At 72.9% G+C, this 20840-nt stretch carries 20 protein-coding genes; 6 read left to right on the top strand and 14 right to left on the bottom strand.

Annotated features, from left to right (window positions below):
• The 3 genes from AB0C33_RS40925 to AB0C33_RS40935 are packed head-to-tail and all read left to right on the top strand — an operon-like array spanning position 1 to position 4020.
• Positions 1 to 1581: a peroxidase family protein gene (locus tag AB0C33_RS40925; protein ID WP_358298207.1), complete on the top strand. Its 1581-nt coding sequence runs from the start codon at positions 1 to 3 to the stop codon at positions 1579 to 1581.
• Positions 1578 to 3722: a hypothetical protein gene (locus tag AB0C33_RS40930; protein WP_358298209.1), complete on the top strand. Its 2145-nt coding sequence runs from the start codon at positions 1578 to 1580 to the stop codon at positions 3720 to 3722. The genes AB0C33_RS40925 and AB0C33_RS40930 overlap by 4 nt, the downstream gene beginning before the upstream one ends.
• Positions 3723 to 3732: 10 nt before the next feature.
• The gene (locus tag AB0C33_RS40935; RefSeq protein WP_358298211.1) at positions 3733 to 4020 is read left to right on the top strand and encodes a hypothetical protein; all 288 of its coding nucleotides are present in this window, start codon (positions 3733 to 3735) and stop codon (positions 4018 to 4020) included.
• Between the two features lie 10 nt (positions 4021 to 4030).
• Here the strand turns inward: AB0C33_RS40935 and AB0C33_RS40940 are convergent, their stop codons facing one another.
• The 3 genes from AB0C33_RS40940 to AB0C33_RS40950 all read right to left on the bottom strand — a co-directional run bounded on the left by AB0C33_RS40940 (position 4031) and on the right by AB0C33_RS40950 (position 5685).
• A complete protein-coding gene (locus AB0C33_RS40940) occupies positions 4031 to 4213 on the bottom strand; it encodes a hypothetical protein (protein ID WP_358298213.1) in 183 nt (60 codons plus the stop codon).
• A gap of 186 nt (positions 4214 to 4399) precedes the next feature.
• Complete coding sequence (locus AB0C33_RS40945) at positions 4400 to 5158, bottom strand: M56 family metallopeptidase (RefSeq protein WP_358298215.1); 759 nt, start codon at positions 5156 to 5158, stop codon at positions 4400 to 4402.
• Positions 5159 to 5328: 170 nt separating this feature from the next.
• Positions 5329 to 5685 carry a BlaI/MecI/CopY family transcriptional regulator gene (locus AB0C33_RS40950; RefSeq protein ID WP_358298217.1) on the bottom strand — a complete coding sequence of 119 codons (357 nt, stop codon included), beginning with the start codon at positions 5683 to 5685 and terminating at the stop codon, positions 5329 to 5331.
• Between the two features lie 164 nt (positions 5686 to 5849).
• Here AB0C33_RS40950 and AB0C33_RS40955 point away from each other — a divergent pair, with 164 nt between their 5' ends.
• Entirely contained in the window at positions 5850 to 6542 is a 693-nt protein-coding gene (locus AB0C33_RS40955) for a DUF899 family protein (protein WP_358298219.1), read from the top strand.
• 29 nt (positions 6543 to 6571) lie between these two features.
• A complete protein-coding gene (locus AB0C33_RS40960; RefSeq protein WP_352365061.1) occupies positions 6572 to 7288 on the top strand; it encodes a PIG-L deacetylase family protein in 717 nt (238 codons plus the stop codon).
• A gap of 77 nt (positions 7289 to 7365) precedes the next feature.
• On the opposite strand, the gene AB0C33_RS40965 is transcribed toward AB0C33_RS40960, so the two are convergent.
• From AB0C33_RS40965 to AB0C33_RS41000, 8 genes are all read right to left on the bottom strand, one after another.
• Positions 7366 to 8040, bottom strand: coding sequence for a Crp/Fnr family transcriptional regulator (locus AB0C33_RS40965; protein WP_358298221.1), 675 nt, complete (start codon positions 8038 to 8040; stop codon positions 7366 to 7368).
• 124 nt (positions 8041 to 8164) lie between these two features.
• The gene (locus tag AB0C33_RS40970) at positions 8165 to 9292 is read right to left on the bottom strand and encodes an alpha/beta hydrolase (protein WP_358298223.1); all 1128 of its coding nucleotides are present in this window, start codon (positions 9290 to 9292) and stop codon (positions 8165 to 8167) included.
• Positions 9293 to 9425: 133 nt separating this feature from the next.
• The gene (locus AB0C33_RS40975) at positions 9426 to 10370 is read right to left on the bottom strand and encodes a chlorinating enzyme (RefSeq protein ID WP_358298225.1); all 945 of its coding nucleotides are present in this window, start codon (positions 10368 to 10370) and stop codon (positions 9426 to 9428) included.
• 3 nt (positions 10371 to 10373) lie between these two features.
• A complete protein-coding gene (locus AB0C33_RS40980) occupies positions 10374 to 12110 on the bottom strand; it encodes an amino acid adenylation domain-containing protein (RefSeq protein ID WP_358298227.1) in 1737 nt (578 codons plus the stop codon).
• Entirely contained in the window at positions 12107 to 13006 is a 900-nt protein-coding gene (locus AB0C33_RS40985; RefSeq protein ID WP_358298229.1) for a DUF6039 family protein, read from the bottom strand. Before AB0C33_RS40985 ends, AB0C33_RS40980 begins: the two co-directional genes overlap by 4 nt.
• A gap of 79 nt (positions 13007 to 13085) precedes the next feature.
• The gene (locus AB0C33_RS40990; protein ID WP_358298231.1) at positions 13086 to 14471 is read right to left on the bottom strand and encodes a carboxyl transferase domain-containing protein; all 1386 of its coding nucleotides are present in this window, start codon (positions 14469 to 14471) and stop codon (positions 13086 to 13088) included.
• A complete protein-coding gene (locus AB0C33_RS40995) occupies positions 14468 to 15661 on the bottom strand; it encodes a cytochrome P450 (RefSeq protein ID WP_358298233.1) in 1194 nt (397 codons plus the stop codon). The genes AB0C33_RS40990 and AB0C33_RS40995 overlap by 4 nt, the downstream gene beginning before the upstream one ends.
• A gap of 118 nt (positions 15662 to 15779) precedes the next feature.
• Positions 15780 to 17270: an MFS transporter gene (locus AB0C33_RS41000; RefSeq protein ID WP_358298235.1), complete on the bottom strand. Its 1491-nt coding sequence runs from the start codon at positions 17268 to 17270 to the stop codon at positions 15780 to 15782.
• Between the two features lie 137 nt (positions 17271 to 17407).
• Here AB0C33_RS41000 and AB0C33_RS41005 point away from each other — a divergent pair, with 137 nt between their 5' ends.
• A complete protein-coding gene (locus tag AB0C33_RS41005; RefSeq protein ID WP_358298237.1) occupies positions 17408 to 18718 on the top strand; it encodes a fatty acid--CoA ligase family protein in 1311 nt (436 codons plus the stop codon).
• Here AB0C33_RS41005 and AB0C33_RS41010 read toward each other — a convergent pair.
• From AB0C33_RS41010 to AB0C33_RS41020, 3 genes are all read right to left on the bottom strand, one after another.
• Positions 18715 to 19254: a DUF1697 domain-containing protein gene (locus tag AB0C33_RS41010; RefSeq protein WP_358298239.1), complete on the bottom strand. Its 540-nt coding sequence runs from the start codon at positions 19252 to 19254 to the stop codon at positions 18715 to 18717. The two genes, AB0C33_RS41005 and AB0C33_RS41010, sit on opposite strands and share 4 nt — an antisense overlap.
• 5 nt (positions 19255 to 19259) lie before the next feature.
• Entirely contained in the window at positions 19260 to 20321 is a 1062-nt protein-coding gene (locus tag AB0C33_RS41015; RefSeq protein WP_358298241.1) for an NAD(P)/FAD-dependent oxidoreductase, read from the bottom strand.
• A gap of 108 nt (positions 20322 to 20429) precedes the next feature.
• The gene (locus AB0C33_RS41020) at positions 20430 to 20828 is read right to left on the bottom strand and encodes a DUF3224 domain-containing protein (protein WP_352327373.1); all 399 of its coding nucleotides are present in this window, start codon (positions 20826 to 20828) and stop codon (positions 20430 to 20432) included.
• Positions 20829 to 20840 lie beyond the last annotated feature (12 nt).

Raw genomic sequence — 20840 nt, forward strand, 5'->3', positions numbered from 1 at the left:
ATGGCGGCGAGCCGAGCACGCAGCATCGCCACGGACGGCCTGTCCAACCGGCTCAGGTTCCTGGCCCTGACCCACGGCCGGCCCCTCTGGGACCTGCTGCAGAGCAGCCGCCCGGTGCGGCGCCGGATCAACGCCTCGCTGATCGACCACGCGATCCGCGAGATGCCCCCGCGCCCCGAGCCGCTGAGCACCATGGCCGACTACACCTCGTGGGCCTCCCTGACCGACCGCGCCTACAGCGGCAGGCACCTGCCTCCGGTCGCCGTCGCCGAAGATCGGCTGCCCACGCCGGAGCGGGCGGCCGACCTGTTCGCCCGCGGCGAGTCCATGATCCCGTGCCCGCGTTCCACGGTGCTCTTCGCCTACTTCGCCCAGTGGTTCACCGACGGCTTCCTGCGCGGCGACGTCAACGTCCCGCGCGACCCGCGCAAGAACAGCTCCAACCACCACATCGACCTCAACCAGGTGTACGGCCTCGACGAGGCGGCGACGGCCGCGCTGCGCGCCTTCGACGGCGGGCTGCTCAAGAGCCAGTCGCTCGGCGGCGGCGAGTTCCCGCCCTACCTGTGCGCGAACGGCAAGATCAAGCCGGAGTTCGCCCCGCTGCGCGTCATCCGCTTCGACCAGCTGTCCGACGCCCGGCGCGACACGTTGTTCGCCACCGGCAGCGACCGGGGCAACGGCCAGATCGGTTTCACCATGCTGACGGTGCTGTTCCTGCGCGAGCACAACAGGGTGGCGCGGCTGCTGGCCCGGGAGAATCCGCGCTGGGACGACGAACGGCTGTTCCAGACCGCCCGCAACGTCCTCATCGTGCTGCTGATCAAACTGGTCGTCGAGGAGTACATCAACCACATCACCCCCTACCACTTCCGGTTCGCCCTCGACCCGTGGCTGTCCACGCGGCTCGACCGCGCGGCCTGGCACCGGCAGAACTGGGCCTCCGTGGAGTTCAACCTCGTCTACCGCTGGCACAGCCTGGTCCCGTCCCGTCTGTCGGTGGCCGGGCGGGAGCTGCCGATGGCCGAGACCTTCTTCGCCGGCTCGCTGCTCCCCGGGCCCGGCCTCGGGCGGCTGTTCGAGGACGCCTCCCGCCAGCGCGCCGGCCGCATCGGCCTGTTCAACACCGACCCGGTGCTGCGCGAGATCGACGTGGCCAGCGTCGCCGACTCCCGGGTGCTCGGCCTGGCCCCGTACAACGGCTACCGCGAGCACTGCCGCTTCCCCCGGGTGCGCGCCTTCGAGCAGATCACCGGCGACCGGCGGGTCAGCGGCGCGCTGCGCGACCTCTACCGCGACGTGGACGACGTCGACCTGTACGTCGGGCTGTTCGCCGAGGAGCCCGGCTCCCCCGACGCGATCCTGCCGCCGCTGCTGACCAAGATCATCGCCATCGACGCCTTCTCCCAGGCGCTCACCAACCCGCTGCTGGCGCCGCGGATCTTCAACGCCGCCACGTTCTCCCCCCAGGGCCTGCGGGTCATCGCGGCCACGCGCACGCTGTCGGACGTGCTGCGCCGCAACACGCCCGAGGACCCGGCCCCCCGCTTCGTCAGCATGTCCCGGCGGGCCCGGCCGTGACCGGCGACGACGATCCGGCCGCCGGGACCCTGCGCGCCCTGGCCCGGGAGCTGGTGGACGTCGCGGTCACCATCCACGGCGCGGCGTCGCACGCCACGGCCGCGCTGACCGACGACGCGCTGCTGCGCGCCGTGCCGCGCGCCCCCTCGGCGGCCCGGCCCGCCTACCGCGCGCTGCTGCGGGCCACGACGAACGGCCGCGGCCTCGGGTACTCGTTCGCCGGCGGCCGGCTGGCGACCGCGGCCGCCAAGGCCGGCGCCCTGCTGGGGGCCGAGAGCCTGGCCGTACGGGTGCTGGCCACGTCGTTGCGGTTGCGCGTGGCGGCGGTGGCGGTCGCCCATCCCGAGCTGACCGAGGACCCCATGCTCGCCCGGCTCATCGAGGCGGCCGCCGCCGACCGTGACGTGGAGGCCGTCCGGGCCCTGCGCGCCCTGCTCAAGGACCGTGGCGCGGTGCGCGCGCTGAGCCAGCTCGCGCCGGTCTTCGGCGAGGTCCTGGCGCTGCGCGCGCTGCTGGACGAGAACCCGCTCAACGACGCCGCCGCCTGGCTGATCGCGACGGGGAGGGGCTTCGCCACCGCCGATCCGCTCCTCGGGCTGAGCAACAGGGCGATCGCCGTCCTCGACGTCGGGGAGGGCGCCGCGCGCCGGGTCGAGCTGAGCGCGGCCGAGTCCGCCCGGCTGTGCGCGCGCGGCTCGCTGCTCGGCTTCCTGTCCAACATCAGCACGATCGGCACCACCGGGCGGGCCCTCCTCCAGAGCGTCGAGGGGCCGGACGGCGTGATCCGGCACGTCCTGCACGCGCCGGGCATGCGGCTCGGGCGTCCCGACGGCGAGTCGCCCCAGGACCTGCTCGGCGCGTTCAGCAGCGCCGTGCTGGCCGCCAGCCCCTACAGCCGCGCCCTGGCACAGGCCGTCGCCGACTACGGGCCGCCGCCGGGCGCCGACCTGGCGCTCGTCGGGCACAGCGCGGGCGGGGCGGCGATCATGAACCTGGCCCAGGACCCCGCCTTCTGCGCCCGGCACACGGTCACGCACGCCGTCGCCGTCGGCTCGCCCGTCGACTTCAAACGCCCCGCCGACCCGCGCACCTGGGTGGCCAGCGTCACCAACCAGCACGACATCATCCCCACCCTCGACGGCCAGGGCGCCGGCACCTGCTTCGACCTGCACCCCGACTGGTACGTGGTGGACTACAGCGATTCCACCCACATGTTCCCGCAGTGCCACAGCATCGAGCGCTACCTCGCCAACCTCACCGACGACCTGCCCGAGGCCCGCGACGTCATCGAACAGCGGCTCGCCCCGTACCGGGGGCGGGTCGTGCGCTCCCAGGCGTACCTGCTGTTCGACCGTCCGCCCGCGCCGGAGCGGTCGCCCTTCCGGGCCGTGCCGGTCCACGGGCCCGAGGGGGTCGTCGAGCTGCCGATCATCTGCCGCGACGGCGAGGCGATCACGGCCTGCTTCGCCGTCAGCCCGGCGGCGGTGGCGGGGCTGCTGGAGGGCACGGGGCTCGGTCCCGTCGTACGGGTGGCGGGGCGGGCGCTGGTCGTCGTGCACGCCGCCCGGAACCGGCGCACCGGCGTGGGCGACTACGCGGAGCTGCAGGTCGGCGTCGTCGTGCCGGGGCCGTTCCGGTCGCCGGAGCCCGGCCCGCCGTGGCGGGGCTTCGGTCCTCCCGACCTGCTGCGGGCCGCGGACGTGCGCCGCTCCGGCGCCTTCCTCGTCGGCTCCGCGGTCGACAGCGCGGTCGTCCAGGCCCTGGGCGCGCGGCTGTGGGGCGGCGAGACGTACCTGACGGCTCTGGAGCTGCGGCTCGGCGCGCGGTCCGCGCACCTCGCCGCCGACCGGATCCTCACCCTGCGCGGGCGGCTCGGTCCCGGCCTGCCGCTGAACGATCCCGGCCTGGTCGGCTACGCCCGGGAGGCCGGCGCGGTGCTGCGGTCCCACGTACGCGCCCGCGGGCGGGCCCGGCTGCACGCGGCGCCGTCGTTGCGGCTGGCCGTCGAGCCGCGGTCGGCCCACCCGCTGGCCGGACGGCTGCGCGAGCTGGGCCTCGACGGCGCCCGCCCGCTGCTGTGCCTGTCGGCCACCACCCGCCGGACGCTCCGGGACGCCGCCGTCCCGGTGCCGACGGGCTGATGGAGGAGCCATGTCCGCCCGGATCGCCGCGATCGTCGCGCACGCCGAAGTCCTGCGCGCGGACGCCCGCGCCCTCGCCGCCTGCGCCGAGCGGCTGCGCGCCGTCGAGGCGGGGCTGAAGGCGGGCGACGGGACGCCTGCCTGGTTGCGCTCGGCGGTGACCGCCCATCTGGCGGCGTGCGTGACCGCCGCCGCCGACCTGGAGGCGTCCGCCCGTCACCTGCTCCGCTACGCGGCCGAGGCGGGCGGCGAGCACACCGGGCACACGCGGCCCGGCTGCGACGAGCCCGGCCGGTAGCGGCGCGGGGTCAGCCGTCGGCCCGCGGTTCCGGCTGCCGTCCCAGGTCGGGCGCGGCCGCCTCCCGCTCGCGCGCGGCCCGGGCTTCGGCGGCCTTGGCCCGCCCTTCCGCGCGTACCAGGTGGACGACGCCGACGATGAAGGCTCCGCCGACCACGACGGGGGGCGCGAGAGCGGCCACGATCTCGTACACAGGGACACCTCTTTCCGGGCGGGCTGCCCAGGATATGCAGAACGTCCAAGCCTTGGCGGCGCCGAGCTCCTGACCTGCCCGGCGTACGGGACGGCTGACAGGGGGCCGCCGTCAGCACCAGTGCGAGGAGCGCGACGGCGAGCCCCCCGGCCAGGACGACCGCGGCCGCGATCAGGACGAGGGCCGCTAGAGGGCGAAGCAGACCAGCGGCGCGATCAGCACCGCCAGGGGCCCGCTCAGCTGCAGGACGGCCGCCGAGTAGGCCGCCGCCGACACCCAGCGGGGCCGGCCGCGCCCGTCGAGCAGGCGCTCCAGCCGTTCCACCACACCAGCGTCGGCCAGGGCGAACGTGGCCGCCCCCGGCGAAGCGCCACCGGCCGCCATGCGTACCAGGGCCCGCGCCAGAGGCAGCTCTCCGTGCACGCGGCGGGCGTGGTCGTCGGCGACGATCTCCAGCAGCACGGCCACCGCCTCGCGGGCCGTGCGCGCGGCGGGCAGCCACGAGAACGCGTGCGACAACGCCACGAACGGCAGCAGGGCCAGGTGGTGACGGCCGCGCGCGTGCGCCCGCTCGTGCTCCAGGACGGCCCGCAGCTCGGCCGGCGCCAGCGCGTCGAGGGTGCCCTGGCTCAGCACGACGCGCCGGCGTCTGCCCGGCACGCAGTAGGCCACCTGCCCGGCCACCGGCAGCACGTAGGCGTCGTAGGCCGGATGATGGTCGGCCACCACGTCGACCAGCAGGCGTTGCCGCCGCCGCTCGCGAAGGGTCTTGGCCGTGGCCCGCGCCGTGTGCACGGCCAGCCAGCTCAGCAGGCCCGCCGACCAGGCCAGGGCCGGCAGGTGCAGCGGGCCGAGGCCGTCCAGCCCGTGGCCGCTGACGATCTGCCGCAGCAGCGTGTGCATGCCGTGCGGGAACACCGCCGCCGGCGGCGCGACCGCGGCCACCAGCCCGAGGCCGACCGCGCCCAGGCCCGCGCCCAGCCCGATGGCCTGCCAGAGCGCCAGCGCCGCCCGCGGGCAACGATATGACTAGGCCGCTCCGGCCAGCGCGCGGGCGAGGCGGCCGCCCAGCGTCACCGGCAGCAGCGCCACCCCGGCGGCGACGAACCAGGCGATCACCGCGCCGGTCCGTCCTGCTCCTCCAGCGCTTCGCGCAGCGCCGCGGCCACCTCGGGGGTCACCGTGCCGACGAACCGCTGCACGGCCGCCACCACGTCGCCGGCCTCCGCCAGCGCCGCGCGCATGGCTTCGGCGACGAAGGCGTCCTTGCCCGCGGTGGCCTTGTAGAGGTGGGCCCGGCCGACGCGCTCGCGGGCGACCATGCCCTTGTTCGCCAGGCGCATCAGCACGGTCAGCACCGTCGTGACGGCGGGCTGGGAGGGCAGGCCGGCCGCGAGGTCGTGGGCGAACATGCCCTGAGGACGCCGCCACAGGGCTTCCATGATCGACCGTTCGAGATTGCCGAGTTGCATCCGCGACTCCTCCCGGGTTCTACCCGAGGTAGAAGGCTACCGCCCGGACGTGCTCAGGAGTCCGTGCGGGCGGCCTCGGCGGGATGCGGGGCCGCCGATGAGTTTCGCGTCCGCGGCGGGTCTGTCCCTGTGCATCGCAGGCCGCGACCGAACAGTGAGAGACCATGAGCGCGAACGCACTACCGCCCGTCGTCGACGCCGAGACCTGGCGGCTCCGGCTCGACGAGCTGCGGGCCAGGGAGAAGGCCGCCACCCGTGAGCTCGACGCCATCGCCGCCCAGCGCCGTCGCCTGCCGATGGTGCGCATGCCCGACTACGTCCTGGAGGGCGAGGACGGGCCGGTCCGGCTGGCGGACGTCTTCGAAGGCAGGCGGCAGCTGATCGTCTACAACCACATGTGGTTCCCCGGCAAGGAGTGGCAGTGCCCGGGATGCACGGGGTTCACCGCCCAGTTCACCCGCCTGGAGTTCCTGGACGACTACGACGCCCGGTTCGTCGTCGTCACCCAGGGCCCGATCGAGGAGGCCCTGGCCTACCGGCGGCGGGTCGGCAACCGGATGACCTGGTACTCGACGGCCGGCAGCCCGTTCGGGGCCGACGTCGGCGCGCCGCCCGGCGCGGGCTTCGCCGTGAACGTGTTCCTGCGCGACGGCGACGCGGTGTACCGCACCTGGCACACCGACGGCCGGGGCACCGAGCAGCTCACGCACACCTTCGCGCTGATCGACCTGCTGCCGTACGGGCGGCAGGAGGAGTGGCAGGACTCCCCCGACGGCTGGCCGCGCTCGCCGGCCTACAGCCGCTGGCCCTCCTCCCAGGACGTCGCCCGGCGCTACGGCCCGGACCAACAGGTTTAGCGATCTTCGTGCATGTCAGGGGGAAGGGCATGACGGACGACTTACAGCCCATGCCCGATGACTGGACGAGAGCACTGGCCGTCGTGGCCCACCCCGACGACATGGAGTTCGGCAGCGCCGGCGCCGTGGCCGCCTGGACCGGGGCCGGCAAGCAGGTCGGCTACCTCCTGCTCACCCGCGGCGAGGCGGGCATCGACTCGATGCCGCCGGACCAGGCGCGCAAGGTGCGGGAGGAGGAGCAGCGGGCGAGCGCCGCCATCGTCGGCGTCTCGTCGGTCGAGTTCCTCGACCATCCCGACGGCGGGATCGAGCACTCCCCCCGGCTCCGGCACGACCTGGTGGCGGCGCTGCGCCGGCACCGGCCCGAGCTGGTGATCACCTTCAACCACCACGACTTCACCTTCACCGGGAAGTGGAACAGCCCCGACCACCGCGTCACCGGCCGGGCCGTGCTGGACGCGGTCCTCGACGCGGGCAACCGCTGGATCCTGCCCGACGCGGGGGCCGAGCCGTGGGGCGGCGTCAAGTACGTGGCGATCGCCGGTTCCGTGCGGCCGACGCACGCGGTGGACGTGACCGGGCACCTGGACGCGGCGCTGGCCTCGGTCGAGGCGCACGCGGCGTACCTGTCGGCGCTGGGGGTGCCGCCCGGCGGGGCCCGGGTGCCGCTGGAGGGGTTCGTGAACGCCGCGGGTCAGCGGTTCGGCGGCCGTCCGGCGGTGCCGTTCGAGCTGATCTCCTGCTGAACGCCGCCCGGCCCGGCCCGCCGCGCGCGGACCGGGCCGGGGGCGGCTCGCCGGCCGTCAGTCGACCTCGTCGGCCGTCAGTTGACCTCGTCGACGTACTCGGCCAGGCGTTCCTCGTCCACGACCAGGTACGGGTCCGAGGTGGGCAGGACCAGGCCGGCGTCCTTGAATCGTTTGAGGAAGAATCCGACGCGCGACCGGGTGGTGCCGACCATGCCGGAGAGTTCTTCCTGGGTGATGCGTTCCTCGATGGCCCGCACATTCGGGGCACGGCGCTTACCGATCTTTCTGGATAAGCGCAGCAGAACGGAGGCCAGACGCTGCTCGCTGTCCATCGTGACCATTGTCGCGATCACTTCCTGCTGTTCCCGCAGGCGTAGCGCGAGATAGTCGATGAATCCGTCCATGAGTTCGTTCTCGGCCATGGCGGCGCGGAATCGGGCGGCCGGGATGCGGCGCACCCAGGTGGTCCGCATGGCGGTGGCCGTCTCGCTTCGCTCGGCCCCGAGCAGGGAGGACTCACCGAAGATGTCGCCGGCGGTGAAGATCGAGAGCAGGCATTCCTTGCCGCAGCGCGCGTACATCTGGGTCTTGACCTGACCACTCTCGATCACGTAGATGTTGCTGTCGCGCTGACCGCAGTTGTAGATGTTGGTGCGTCTCGGCACCCGGATCGAGCAGGCGCCCGACGTTTCCTGCGAGATGAAGGAGCGGAGCCCGGCTCTCAGTTGCGCAGCGTCCGATGACTTCATTTAGCCCGCCCCTCGGAATTCATTTCATGTCGTCGTTGCCCCTACCCATCAATCGACTGATTAACAAGCTGCCCCATAATTCTCTGATATGTCCGGAGAATTACCTGGAAGCGGATTTCGGCTGTTATCGGGCGGCCGCGGAGTCAATAAAGTCCCGGGCCATATCCATCAACTCCGGGTCACCTTTGAACAGCGAAATGTGGTCGCCGTGCGCCCGGAGATGCAGGACGGCGTCCGGCAGCGCCGCCGCCACCGCCTTCGAGCCCGCCGGGTGGGCGGTCTCGTCGTCGTGACTGGAGACCACCAGGACGGGCCGGTCGATCCCGGCCAGCCAGGGGCTCACGTCCGTCGTCATGATCTCGCCGTTCAGGCGGCAGTAGCGGTGCAGCAGCTCGGGCGTCGCGTACGGGTAGACCACCAGGTGCGCCAGGTCGGGCGGCACCGAGGAGAGCATCGTCTGGCAGAGCACGGGATGGATGGCGGCGGCCCGGTCGGGGCCGGCCGCGGCCATCTCCATGAGCCCCACCAGGTTCTGCTGGTGGTGGGTCCGGTCGGCGCCCTTCACGGCGGCGAAGTCGCCGTGCCACAGGCTGAGCGAACCGACGCGGCCGGGATCGAGGTGCGCGGCGGCCAGGCCGATGACGGCCCCGCCGCACAGGCACATCAGGTGCGCCCGCCGGACGCCGAAATGGTCCATGACCGCGAAGAGGTCACCGGCCTGCGCCGGCACCCCCGCGTCCGGCGGCTCCGCCGAGGGGTCCGGCCCGAACAACGCGCGGGTCTCCCAGGTGAGGACGTGATGGGTGCGGGACAGGAACCGCATCCACTGCTCGCACAGGCGGGCCGGCATGCCGCAGGCGGCCACGATCACGACGGCCGGGGCCCGCGGGTCGCCGGCCGCGTAGGCGGGCAGCGGCGGGCCGCCGTCCGCCCGAGCGACCTCCTCGCGCGTGCACAGCCCCTCGAAGCCGTCCCGCGCCGCGCCGTCCACGACCTCGTCGACGGCGGCCGGCGGCAGGTCCTCGCCCATGCCGTCATGGAGCGCGAGATGGTCGCTGACCAGGCGTTCGAAGGTGTCGAGCGAGTCGTGGTCGGTCAGGGCGAACTCCGGTGCGCCCAGCCGTCGGGTCACACGGCCCAGGAGGGAGGCGAGGCCGGGCGGGCCGGCCAGGCGCACCGGATGCCGCAGGACGTCCACCAGCGGCCGCGCGTCCTGCACGGCCCGGGTCAGACGTCTCAGTTCGGCGGCCACGAGATGATCACCGCATTCCGTGGATCGTCAGAGGGCGCGCGGGTCGCCGCGCGCCGTGGGCGGGCAGAGGTCGGGTGGCGGGAGGGCGCGCGGGTCGCCGCGCGCCGTGGGCTTCGCGAGGTCACGGCGGGCCTCATCGGGTGGTGAAGGGGTGGCCGGTGGTGGTGGCCGTGGCGATCCGGTTGTTGGGGTTGGTGTTCTGCCCGGTGACCAGGACGGCGCCGTACCGGTCGAGGCTGACCCGGCCGCCGTACTCCTCGATCTCGTCGGTGTCCGGGTAGACGTCCACCTTGGTCGGGACGTACCGGGCGGCGAACCCCAGGCGCATCTCGTCGGTCAGGCCCTTGTGCGGCAGCGAGGCGTGCATGAGCGTCGACCAGAACAGGATGGCCTCGCCCGGCCTCATCACCATGGAGACGGCCTGCGACTCGTCGGGCTTCCAGTCGGGGTCGATCTGCAGGTCGCGGTAGTCGTAGCCGAAGAAGCCGCGCCGGACGCCGTCCTTGTCCTCCTGGTTGATCTTGTTGGGGTCGTAGTGCATGCGCTTGGTCTCGTCGTAGAACATCGTCTCGTGGGTGCCGGGGATGAACTGCAGGCACCCGGTGTCCTCGTTCGCCTCGGTGAAGGCGGTCCAGACGGTGATCGTGCCGCCGAACTCCTCCGCCTGCGGCCAGACGATCTGCGGCTTGCCGGAGGCGTTGGCGAAGGTGTCGGCCTGGTGCCAGTCGGTGCCCTCGTCCCCGGGGTACTTGGGGAAGAACTCGGTGCGCCAGCAGAGCACGTCCGGGCCGAGCACGCTGACCACGCGGTCCACGATCTGCGGCCGGCTGATGTGGTCGGCCAGGAAGGGCGAGTCCAGGTGCCGGTCGTAGTTGGAGATGTTGGTGTTGCCCGAGGCGGCGTCGTCGCGGTAGACGGCGTTGCTGCGGTCCATGAGACGCATGCGCTCGCGCCGCCAGTTCTGGCGCATCTCGTCGATCTCGTAGACCTTGAACGGGCCGAAGTAGCCCTGGGTGTGGAAGCTCTTCAGCTCCTCGGGGGTCATCGAGTGCTCGCCCCGGACGGTGGTCTCGTGCATGGTCTATCCCCTCACGGTCAGTCGTTCCTCGACGCAGGAGGCCAGGGCGGCGACCGACGCCTCCTCCTCCAGTTCGCGTCCCGTCAGCTCCAGCCCGAAGCGCTCGTTGACCTGGGCGATGATGCGGGTCATCGCCAGCGAGGTCGCGCCCAGGTCGAACAGGTCCACCCGGGGTGGCACCTCGTCGCGTTCGAGCACGTCCTCGGCGATGCGCTGCACGACCTTGGCGGCCGACGATGCCTGCGCGGACCTGGCCAGAGCGGCGCGGTCCGCCTTTCCCTGCGGCGTCATGGGGATCTCCGACACGATGTGGTAGGTGGACGGGCGGGCGTGCGCCGGCAACCGGCTCGCGGCCCGCTCGGTGAGCCGGTCGATCAGGTCCGGCCCCGGATCGCCGTCCGGCACGACGAAGGCCAGCAGCCGGACGTCGCCCTCGCCGTAGTCGCGGTGGGCCACCACCGCGTGGGCGACCCCCGGATGGCCGAGGAGGCACAGCTCGATCTCCCTGGGCTCCAGGCGGAACCCGCGGACCTTGATCTGGTCGTCGGACCGCCCGAGGTAGGCGTACTCGCCGCCGGGCAGGCGGGTGACGACGTCGCCGGAGTCGTAGCGGCGGCCGCCGTCCGGCGCGACCCTGAACCGCTCGGCGGTCAGCTCGGGCCGGTCCAGGTAGCCGCGGGCGAGCCCGGGGCCCGAGACGTGCAGGTTCCCTGTGGTCGCCGGGCGTCCGTGCTCGTCGAGCACGTCGAGGCGCAGGTCCGGGATGGGCACGCCGATCGGGCTCAGCTCCGGGTGGCCGAGGTCGGCCGCGCGGACGCGGCGGTAGGTCACGTGGACGGTGGTCTCGGTGATGCCGTACATGTTGACGAGCTGCGGGTGCTCGTCGCCGTAGCGATCGATCCACGGGGCCAGCAGCTCGACGTCCAGCCGCTCGCCGCCGAAGACGATCCGGCGCAGCCGGTACGGCGACGGCTCCTCCTGCCGGGCGTCGGCCGCCACCAGGTGCCGGAACGCGGAGGGCGTCTGGTTCAGCACGGTGACGCCCTCCGCCACCAGCAGCCGGCGCAGCGACTCGGGCGACCTGGCCACGTCCGCCGGGACGATCACCAGCCGGCCGCCGTACAGCAGCGCGCCCCAGAGCTCCCACACCGAGAAATCGAAGCTGACGGAGTGGAAGAGCGTCCAGACGTCGTCGTCGCCGAAGCCGAACCACTGCTCGGTCCGCTCCAGCAGGCGCACGACGTTGCGGTGCTCGACCAGGACCCCCTTGGGCGCGCCGGTCGAGCCCGAGGTGTAGATGACGTAGGCCAGGTCCTCGTCGCGGGCCGTGGCCGCGGGGTGTCCCTCGGGCGGCTCGGCGTCGGCGAGCACGACCTCGCCGGGCAGGACGCCGCCGAGCCGGCCGGCCACCCCGGACGTCGTGACGACCGTGCGGACCCCGCTGTCCTCCAGCAGGTACGCGATCCGCCCCGCCGGGTAGCCGGGGTCGATCGGCACGTACGCGCCGCCCGCCTTGAGTATCGCGAGCAGCCCGGCCACCAGGTCGATGCCGCGGTCCGCGCACAGCCCCACCAGCACGCCGGGGCCGGTCCCCGCGGCCTGCAGCAGGCAGGCCAGCCGGTCGGCGCGAGCGTCCAGGTCTCCGTAGGTGATCTCCTCGGCGCCGCAGGTCACGGCGATCCGGTCGGGGGCCTTCGCGGCGCGCTCGGCGAAGATCTCGTGCAGGCAGCGGCCGGTCATGTCGCGTACATCCCCCAGTGGTGCGGGGTGAGGCCGGTGTCGTGCATGCTGCCGGGCACGAACATCCTGGCCCAGGTGCCGCCGCCGCGCTCGGGCGCGATGCGCTGCTGGAAGTACAGGTCCCGCACCTTCTCGTCCTTCACGTGCAGCGCCAGGACCTTGTAGTAGGTGCTCAGCGACTTCATGTGGATCAGCCAGTGGATGCGGTCGGCCGCGCCGAAGGCCTCCTCGTAGACGAAGACGGTGGCCTCGCCGGGCAGGTTCTCGTTGATGGACTCGGCGGCCTCGCGGGCGAACGTGCGTCCCTCGGACCGGAAGTCGTAGTCGAGCTGGGCGGTCCGGTGCAGCAGCAGGCCGCAGTTGCCCGAGTGGACGAGCTGCTCGTAGGGCTGCGGCACCTGCTCGCGGGCGCCGGGCAGCCCGGTGATCTCGCCCTGTTGCAGGTAGACCGCGGACTGCTTCTCGCGCTCGCCGTCGACCGCGGTCCCGTACATGCCCCAGAACTGGGGCAGCAGCACGGTCTCGGTCATGCTGCCGTCGACGAAGATCTCGTCCCAGCCGCTTTCGGCGGTGTTGTCGCGGTACTCGCCGTCGGAGGTGCCCATGTGCACCATCTGCTCGTAGGCGTGCAGCGAGCTGAGGTGGATCAGCCAGTGCAGCCGGTCCTTGGTCCCGAACGTCTCCTCGTACAGGAAGACGCTGGCGACGCCCACCTGCTTGGCGGTCACCATCTCGGCCATCATGCGGGCGAACTTGCGCCCCTTGGCGTGGGAGCCGTTCCTGACCTGCGCGGTCCGCTCGACGATCACGCCGGCCGTGGCCGAGTTGATCAGATCCGCCGCGGGCACCGAGGTCTGCTGCTCGGCCGGCGGGATGACGGGATTCGGGTTGGTCATCGTTCCACTCCGTCTGTCGGCTTGTTCGTCACGCTAATGAGGGCCCGCCGTGCTGCCTGCTCAATAGTGAGCAGGGGCTTCACAGCGGGATGTTGGTGTGGTCGCCGCGCAGCGGCACGGCCTTGAGCAGGGCCTCGGCGAGCCGCCGCCGGGTGCCGGCGGGCTCGATCACCTCGTCCACGACGCCGATCTCCACGGCCTTGCCGACGCCGCCAGCCTCACGTTCGTGCTCGGCGACGAGGCGGCGGCGCAGCTCCTCGCGCCCGTCCCGCGGGCCGTCGCGCAGCTTCCTGCGGTGCAGGATGTCCACGGCGGCCTCGGCGCCCATGACGGCCACCTCGGCGGTGGGCCAGGCGTAGACCGCGGAGGCGCCCAGGGCGCGGGAGTTCATGGCGACGTACGCGCCGCCGTAGGACTTGCGCAGCACCAGCGTCACCCGGGGCACGACGGCCTCGGCGAAGGCGTGCAGCAGCTTGGCGCCGCGCCGGACCACGCCGTCCCACTCCTGCCGGACGCCGGGCAGATAGCCGGGCACGTCCACGAGCACGACGAGCGGCACGCCGAGCGAGTCGCACATGCGGACGAACCGCGCGGCCTTCTCGGCCGCCGCCGCGTCGAGGCAGCCCCCCTTGCGCAGGGGGTTGTTGGCGATGACGCCGACGGTCCTGCCGGTCAGCCGGCCGAGCGTGGTGACGAGGTTGGGCGCCCACTTCGGATGCAGCTCCTCGCCGGGGCCGTCGAGCAGCCGGGCGACGATCGGGTGCACGTCGTAGGCGCGCCTGGCGCGTTCGGGGAGCAGGCCGCCGAGCTCGGGGTCGTCGCGGGCCTCCCAGGGGCGCAGCTCGCCCTGGCCGCCGAGCAGGGTGGTGATCCGGCGGGCGGCGTCGATGGCGCCCTCGTCGTCCGGGGTGGTGAGGTGGGCCAGGCCGCTGCGCCTGCTGTGCGGGTCGGGGCCGCCGAGCCGTTCCATGTCGACGTCCTCGCCGGTGACCTTGCGGACGACGTCCGGGCCGGTGACGAAGACGCGCCCGCTCTCGCTCATGATCACCACGTCGGTGAGCGCCGGGCCGTAGGCCGCGCCGCCGGCGGCCGGGCCGAGCACGACGGAGATCTGCGGGACGGCGCCGGAGGCCCGGACCATCGCGGCGAACACCTGGCCGACGCCGTCGAGCGCGGTGACGCCCTCGCCCAGCCGGGCGCCGCCGGAGTGCCAGAGGCCGACGACGGGCGCCCGCTCCCGGACGCCGAGGTCGATGGCCCGGACGATGCGGGCGCAGCCCTCGGCGCCCATCGCGCCGCCCATCCGGCCGGGATCGGTGGCGTAGGCGACGGCCGGTCCGCCGCCGATGCCGCCGCGGGCGGCGAGCACGCCGCAGCCGTCGTCGCCGTCGTCGTCACCGGGCAGCGGCCGGACGGTCCCGGGGTCGAAGAGCGCGCGGACCCGGTCCCGCGGGTCGCGGTTCATCCCCAGGTCACCGGGAGGGCGTGCACGCCGTACACGAACATGTCGGAGCGGAAGGGCACCTCCTCCAGCGGCACCGCGAGGCGCAGCCCCGGGAGCCGGGCGAACAGCGTGGACCAGGCGATCTCCAGCTGGGCACGGGCCAGGAGCTGGCCCATGCACTGGTGGATGCCGAAGCCGAAGGACAGGTGCTCCTGCCGGTCGGCGAGGTCGCCGAAGCGGCCGAAGTCCAGCCGGTCCGGGTCGGCCCACACCTCCTCGTCGCGGTTGGCCGCGGCCAGCACGACGACCACGCCCTCGCCCTTCCTGATCAGCTTGCCGCCGACCTCGACGTCGGCGGTGGCCGCGCGGCGGGCGCCGTAGTCGATGACGGTCTGGTGGCGGATGATCTCCTCGATGGCGGCGGGCAGCGCCTCGGGACGTTCGCGCAGCTCGGCCAGGCGTTCGGGGTTCTCCAGCAGCGCCACGGTACCCACGCCGATCTGGTTGGCGATGGTCTCGTAGCCGGCCACCATCAGCAGCGTGGCGATGCCGACGACCTCCTCCCGGCTGACCTTGGCCGCCTCGCGGTGGGCGCCCAGGCGGCTGAGCAGGTCGTCGGCGGGCCGCTGCTCGCGCTCGGCGACCAGCCGCTCCAGGTAGTGGCGCAGGTCCTCGCGGACCTTCATGCGCTGCTCGGGCTCCACGTTGCGGTCGCCGATGACCTTGGTGGTCTCGTGGAAGTAGTCGCGGTCCTCGTACGGCACCCCGAGCAGCTCGGTGATGACCTGGGAGGGCAGCGGCAGGGCCAGCGTCTGGACCAGGTCGGCCGGCGGGCCCTGGGCGGCCATCTCGTCGACGAGCGCCTCGGTGATGCGCCGGATGGCCGGGCGCAGCGCCTCGACCCGCCTGCGGTTGAACTCCGGCAGCAGCAGGCGGCGCAGCCGCGAGTGGTCGGGCGGGTCCATCCTGATGAAGGTGCCCGGCCCCGGGGGCTGCGAGGTCAGCCGGGCCGGGAAGCCGGGGGTGGCGAAGTCGGAGCTGAACCGGGCGTCGCCGAGCACGGCGCGGGCGTCCTCGTACCGCGTCACCAGCCAGACCTCGCTCCCGTCGAAGTCCAGCCGGACGCGCGTGATGGGCCGCCCCGCCTGCAGGTCCCGGTATTCGGACGGCGGATCCAGCGGGCACGTCCTGGGGATGGGGTAGGAGTCCATGCCAGCAGCCTCGCCCGCGCGCCCGGCCGCGTCTGCTCAACTGTGAGCAGGCCCGTGCGCGCAGGCGGACATGGCGATGGCGGGGCCGCGCACGGCCCCGCCACCCGGTGCTCCGGGGTCACGCCCTGGCGGCACGCCCCTGGTTGGGTGCGGCCTTCTGGTCGGCCTTGCCCGCCTTCGACCTGCCCATCGACATGTCGCGCAGCGGCACCTCCTTCAGGAAGAGGCTGGCCACCAGGCCGATGCCGACCGCGATCGCGCAGGCCAGGAACAGGTCGCCCAGCGCGTCGGCGAGCACCGCCGGCGCGACGCCCTCGCCGCCCTGACCGGCGACGCCGAGCCGGGACGACATGATCGAGCCGAGGATCGCCAGCGAGACCGGCCCGGCGATCATCCGCCAGAACTGGATCTGGCTGGTGCCGACGCCCACCTGCTCCATCGGGATCGCGCTCTGCGTGACGGCCGTGGCCATCGGGAACGCGATGCCGATGCCGACGCCGATGAGCACCATGGCGACGATCGGCAGGCCCTGCCCGCTGTCCGGCCCGACGGCCGACAGGATCAGCAGCCCGGCGACGATGGCAGCCATGGCGAACACGCCGAGCAGCCGGTAGCGCGGCATGGCCGTCATCGCCTTGCCGGCGATCGGGGCCATGAGCATCAGGCCGAGCATCATCGGGATCAGCAGCGTGCCGGAGTGGGTCGCGCTCACGCCGAGCACGCCCTGGTAGAGCAGCGGCACGTAGAAGGCCGTGCCCATCATGGCGAACGCGGAGAAGAAGGCCACCACGGCCATGACGGACACCTGGTTGCTCCGGAACAGCGCGAACGGCACCAGCGGGTTCTTGGCCACCCGCGTCTCGACGAAGTAGAACGCCACCAGCAGCACGGCGCCGCCGATCAGCAGGGCCAGCACCTCGGGCGAGGTCCAGGCGTGCCGGTCGCCGGTGAGCGTGAGCCCGATCAGGATCGGGACGAGCCCGGCCACGAGCGTGACGACGCCGGCGAAGTCGATGTCGCGCCAGCTCGCGCCGCTGCGCACGAACGGGACGCCGATCAGCACGGCGGCGATCGCGAGCAGCCCGATGGGCACGTTGACGTAGAAGACCCAGCGCCAGCTCCAGTTGTCGGTGATGAACCCGCCGAGCGGCGGCCCGATCACCATGCTGAGGCCGGAGAAGCCGAAGAAGACGCCCTGCATCTGGGTGCGGCGCTCCGGCGTGTAGACGTCGGCGAGCAGCGTGAAGACGTTGGCCATCAGCACGCCGCCGAACAGCCCCGCCAGCCCTCGCGCGCCGACGAGCTGGGGCATCGTCTGGGCCGCGCCGCACAGCCACGACGCCACCAGGAAGCCCGCCAGGCCGACGAGCAGCACCGGTTTGCGGCCGAACATGTCGCCGAGCTTCCCGGCGATCGGCACGACGACGGCGGCCGCGACGGCGTAGGAGACCCCCACCCACGCGTACAGCGACAGGCCGTGCAGGTCGGCGGCGATCCGGGGCATCGCCGCCCCCACCACCGAGACGTCGATCGACGCCAGCGCCAGGGCCAGGAGTGCGCCGATGGTGGCGAACAGCTGGCCGCGCGTACTCGAACCGGTTTGGTTCATGTCATCGCCTCCCTTGTTCTTGGCAGCCGTCCCACTTCTTCGCGGACCCATGCCGACTCCAGCCCACACGAAAGCGCCCCACGGGTCTGCTCAACACTGAGCATCCGGGGAGCGCCCGGCTTCCTACCATCGGCCGCATGACGACGAACCCGGCAGAACTGGTCAGCGCCCGTCGGGGCGATCATGTGGCACTCGTCGTGGACGGCGAGCGCGAGCTGCGGGTGGCCGACTGGACCGCCCGGTCGGAGGAGCTGGCCGCCCGGCTGGCCCCGGTCAGGACGGCGCTGCGGCACGACGACTGGATCGGGCACGCGGTCGCCGCCGTGGCCGTGCACCTGGCCGGCGGCACCGTGCTCGGGCTGCCGCCCGCGCTGCCGGAGGAGGAGGTCCGCGCCCGGCTGGCCGAGTGCGGGGTGGGCCAGGTGCTGCCCGGCCCGTTGGGTGACGCGGCGGGCGCCCGGGACGACGACGTCGCCGAGATCCTCTACACCTCGGGCACGACCGGCCGTCCCAAGGCCGTGGCGGTCCCCGTCGCGAACCTCACCTACGGCCACGAGGGCCGCGGGAAGCTGTTCACCGGCGTGGACGGGGTGCTGGCCGCCGTCCCGCTGGGCACGAACGCCGGGCACAGCGCGCTGATGACGGCGATGACCGCCCCGGCGACCACGCACGTGCTGACCGACCTCGGGCCGGAGAACGTGGCCCGCATGCTGGAGAAGCTGCGGGTGCCGATGGCGATCGTCCCGCCGTCCACCGCGACCCGGATGGTGGCGCACGGCTGGCACGAGCGGTACGACCTGTCCGGCCTGCGGGCGCTCATGCTGGGCTCGGCGCCGGTGCCGATGGCCACGGTGGCCCGGCTCATGCGGGCGCTGCCGGGCGTGCGGATCGTCATCGGCTACGGCTCGACGGAGTCGGCCCCCGCCTTCGTGCACCGCCCGGTGGAGACGCCCCCCACGCCGGACGACGAGGGGCTGCTGGGCCGCCCGAGCGCGGGCACCGAGGTGCGGGTCACCGACGCGGGCGAGATCTGCCTGCGCTCGGCCGCCCCCCGCCGTTACTACCTGAACGACGCCGCCGCCGACGAGCGCACCTTCCGCGACGGCTGGACCCACATGGGCGACCTGGGCGAACTGGACGGGGAGGGCAGGCTGCGCTTCTTCGACCGGGCCGCCGACGTCATCACCGCCGGCGGGCGCCGGATCTCCTCGCTGCGGGTCGAGCACGCCCTGCACTGGCATCCCGAGGTGGTCGAGGCCGCGGCGTTCCAGGGGCCGCAGGGCGTCACGGCGGCCGTCGTGCTGCGCTCGCCCGTGCCCGAGGAGGAGCTGCGCGCCTTCGCCGCCGACCGGCTGGACCCGGCCGAGCGGCCGGCGCGGTACGTGGTCGCGAAGTCGCTGCCGCGCGGGCCGATCGGCAAGACGCTCAAGCGGGTGCTGGCGGGCTAACCGGCGGTGGCCAGCTCGTGCAGCTTGGAGACGGTCTTCCAGTTGCGGGCGGTGGCGGTGACGCCGAGCTTCTTCTCCCAGAAGGAGTAGGACAGCTTGGTGTTGCGCACCCCGTCGGGGCACCAGACGTAGATCTCCTTGCCGACGTGCTTGAAGACGTCGGGCTTGAAGGCGTCGGGGTCGAGCGCCTTGATCGGCCCGGCGTCGGGCTTGTCCGACAGGAACGTGACGAGGTGCAGGGCGTCGTCGGCGGCGACGTCCCCGAGCGGGTTGGCCTTGAGGATCTCGCCCAGCTCGGCGCCCGTCCTGGCCAGGACGGGCACCGAGACGCCGAGGTCGCGGGCGAGCGCGGCCTGGATCTCGGCCGCCGCCTTGTCGGGGCTCTTCCCGCTGGTGTAGACGACGTTGCCGCTCTGCAGGTGCGTCTTGACGTCCTCGAAGCCGAGGCCCTCCAGCAGCTTGCGGAGCTCGGCCATGCTCACCATGTTCCGGCCGCCGACGTTCACTCCGCGCAGCAGCGCCACCTGCCTGGACATGTCGCTCAACCCCTTCTGCCCGCCACCGCCTGGGGACGGAACTGCCTGATGCGCTCGACCAGATAAGCCGCGTCGTCCTTTACCCACCAGATGAGCGCCGAACCGTAGGAGTGCTGGCACTGCATGCCGAGGACGTAGAGGCCGGGGGACGCGGTCACACCGCGGTCCTGCGTGATGCCGCCGCCCTCGTCCTGGACGGGCGCGTGCACCCAGGAGTAGTCGTAGCGGAAGCCGGTCGCCCAGACGACGGCGTCGACGTCGGCCGAGCGGCCGTCCTCGAAGCGCATCGTGCGGCCCTCGGCGTCGACCGTGCGGCCCACGAGCTCGAAGCGGTGCCGCTTGGCCAGCTTCTTCAGGCTCGGCCCGACCAGGATCGTCTTCTTGTGCAGCCGGTCGCGCTCGCCCATCAGCGGCTTGGCGATCAGCCCGAACTTGTCGCCCCACCAGTGCAGGCCCTTGCCCAGGAACCGGCGGCCGAAGTGCGGCAGCGGCGAGCCCTGCGACAGCAGCACGCGGCGGCCGGCGGCCAGCTCGGGCGCGATCTGGGCGCCGGAGTTCGCGGCGCCGACCACGACGACGGTCCCGCCCGGCACCTGGGACGGGTTGCGGTAGCGGCCGGTGTGCACCTGGTAGACCTCGGGGTCCAGCCTGCCCGCGAGCTCGGGCACCTTCGGCACCCGGTAGGCGCCGGTCGCGATGATCACCTGCGGCGCCTCGTACGTGCCCTTCGTGGTCTCCAGCCGGTAGCCGCCCTCGATCGGCTCCAGGGAGGTGACGCGGGTGCCGAGCCTGACCGGCAGGTCGAACTCCTTGCCGTACGCCTCGACGTAGTCGGCCATCTCCTCCTTGGTGGGGAAGCGGTTCTTCCGGCCGGGGAAGCGCAGGCCGGGCAGGGCACAGTACTCGGCGATCGTGAACAGCTCCAGGGAGTCCCAGCGCTGCCGCCACGCCTCGCCGAGCCGCGGTTCCTCGTCGAGGATGACGAAGGGGATGCCGGCCTGTTTCAGGTAGTAGCCCGCGACGAGCCCGCTCTGGCCGCCACCGACGACGATCACTTCAGTGTCCATGCGGCCATCGTCGCGCGCGGGCGCGAGGCGGTCTGCTCAACACTGAGCAGTTCCTGACATGCGAGTACGCGGAGCCCTCGGCCCCGCGTACTCGACTGCGTGCAGCGCCTACTTGAGGTTGAAGTTGAGGGTGACCTCCGCCGAGCCGTCGGTCTTGGAGACGTACCCTCCCTTGCCGCTCAGCCCCTTCAGCTCCTCCGTGCCGGAGTTCGGCACGACGGACCAGTCGGCCTTGGCCACGCCGCCGTCGAAGGTGCCCGTCGCCTGCAGCACGAAGGAGCCCTTCTTGCCGCGGACGCTCCCGACGACCTTCTGCAGGCCGACGAAGCTGGCCTCGGTGTCGCTGGCGTAGGCCATCAGGTACTCGGCCTGCCCCTCGCCTTCGATGTCGCCGGTCCAGGCGTTGGTGACGTGGGCCTGAGTGAGCTTGGGCTGGCCCTTCTTCTCCTCGTAGGGCTTCTCGTCCCAACCGGTGATCTGGTACGAGCCCTTACCTTGGGTGGTCATGTCAGCTCCCTT

The organism is Nonomuraea sp. NPDC048881 (genome assembly GCF_040649795.1).
GTDB lineage: Bacteria > Actinomycetota > Actinomycetes > Streptosporangiales > Streptosporangiaceae > Nonomuraea.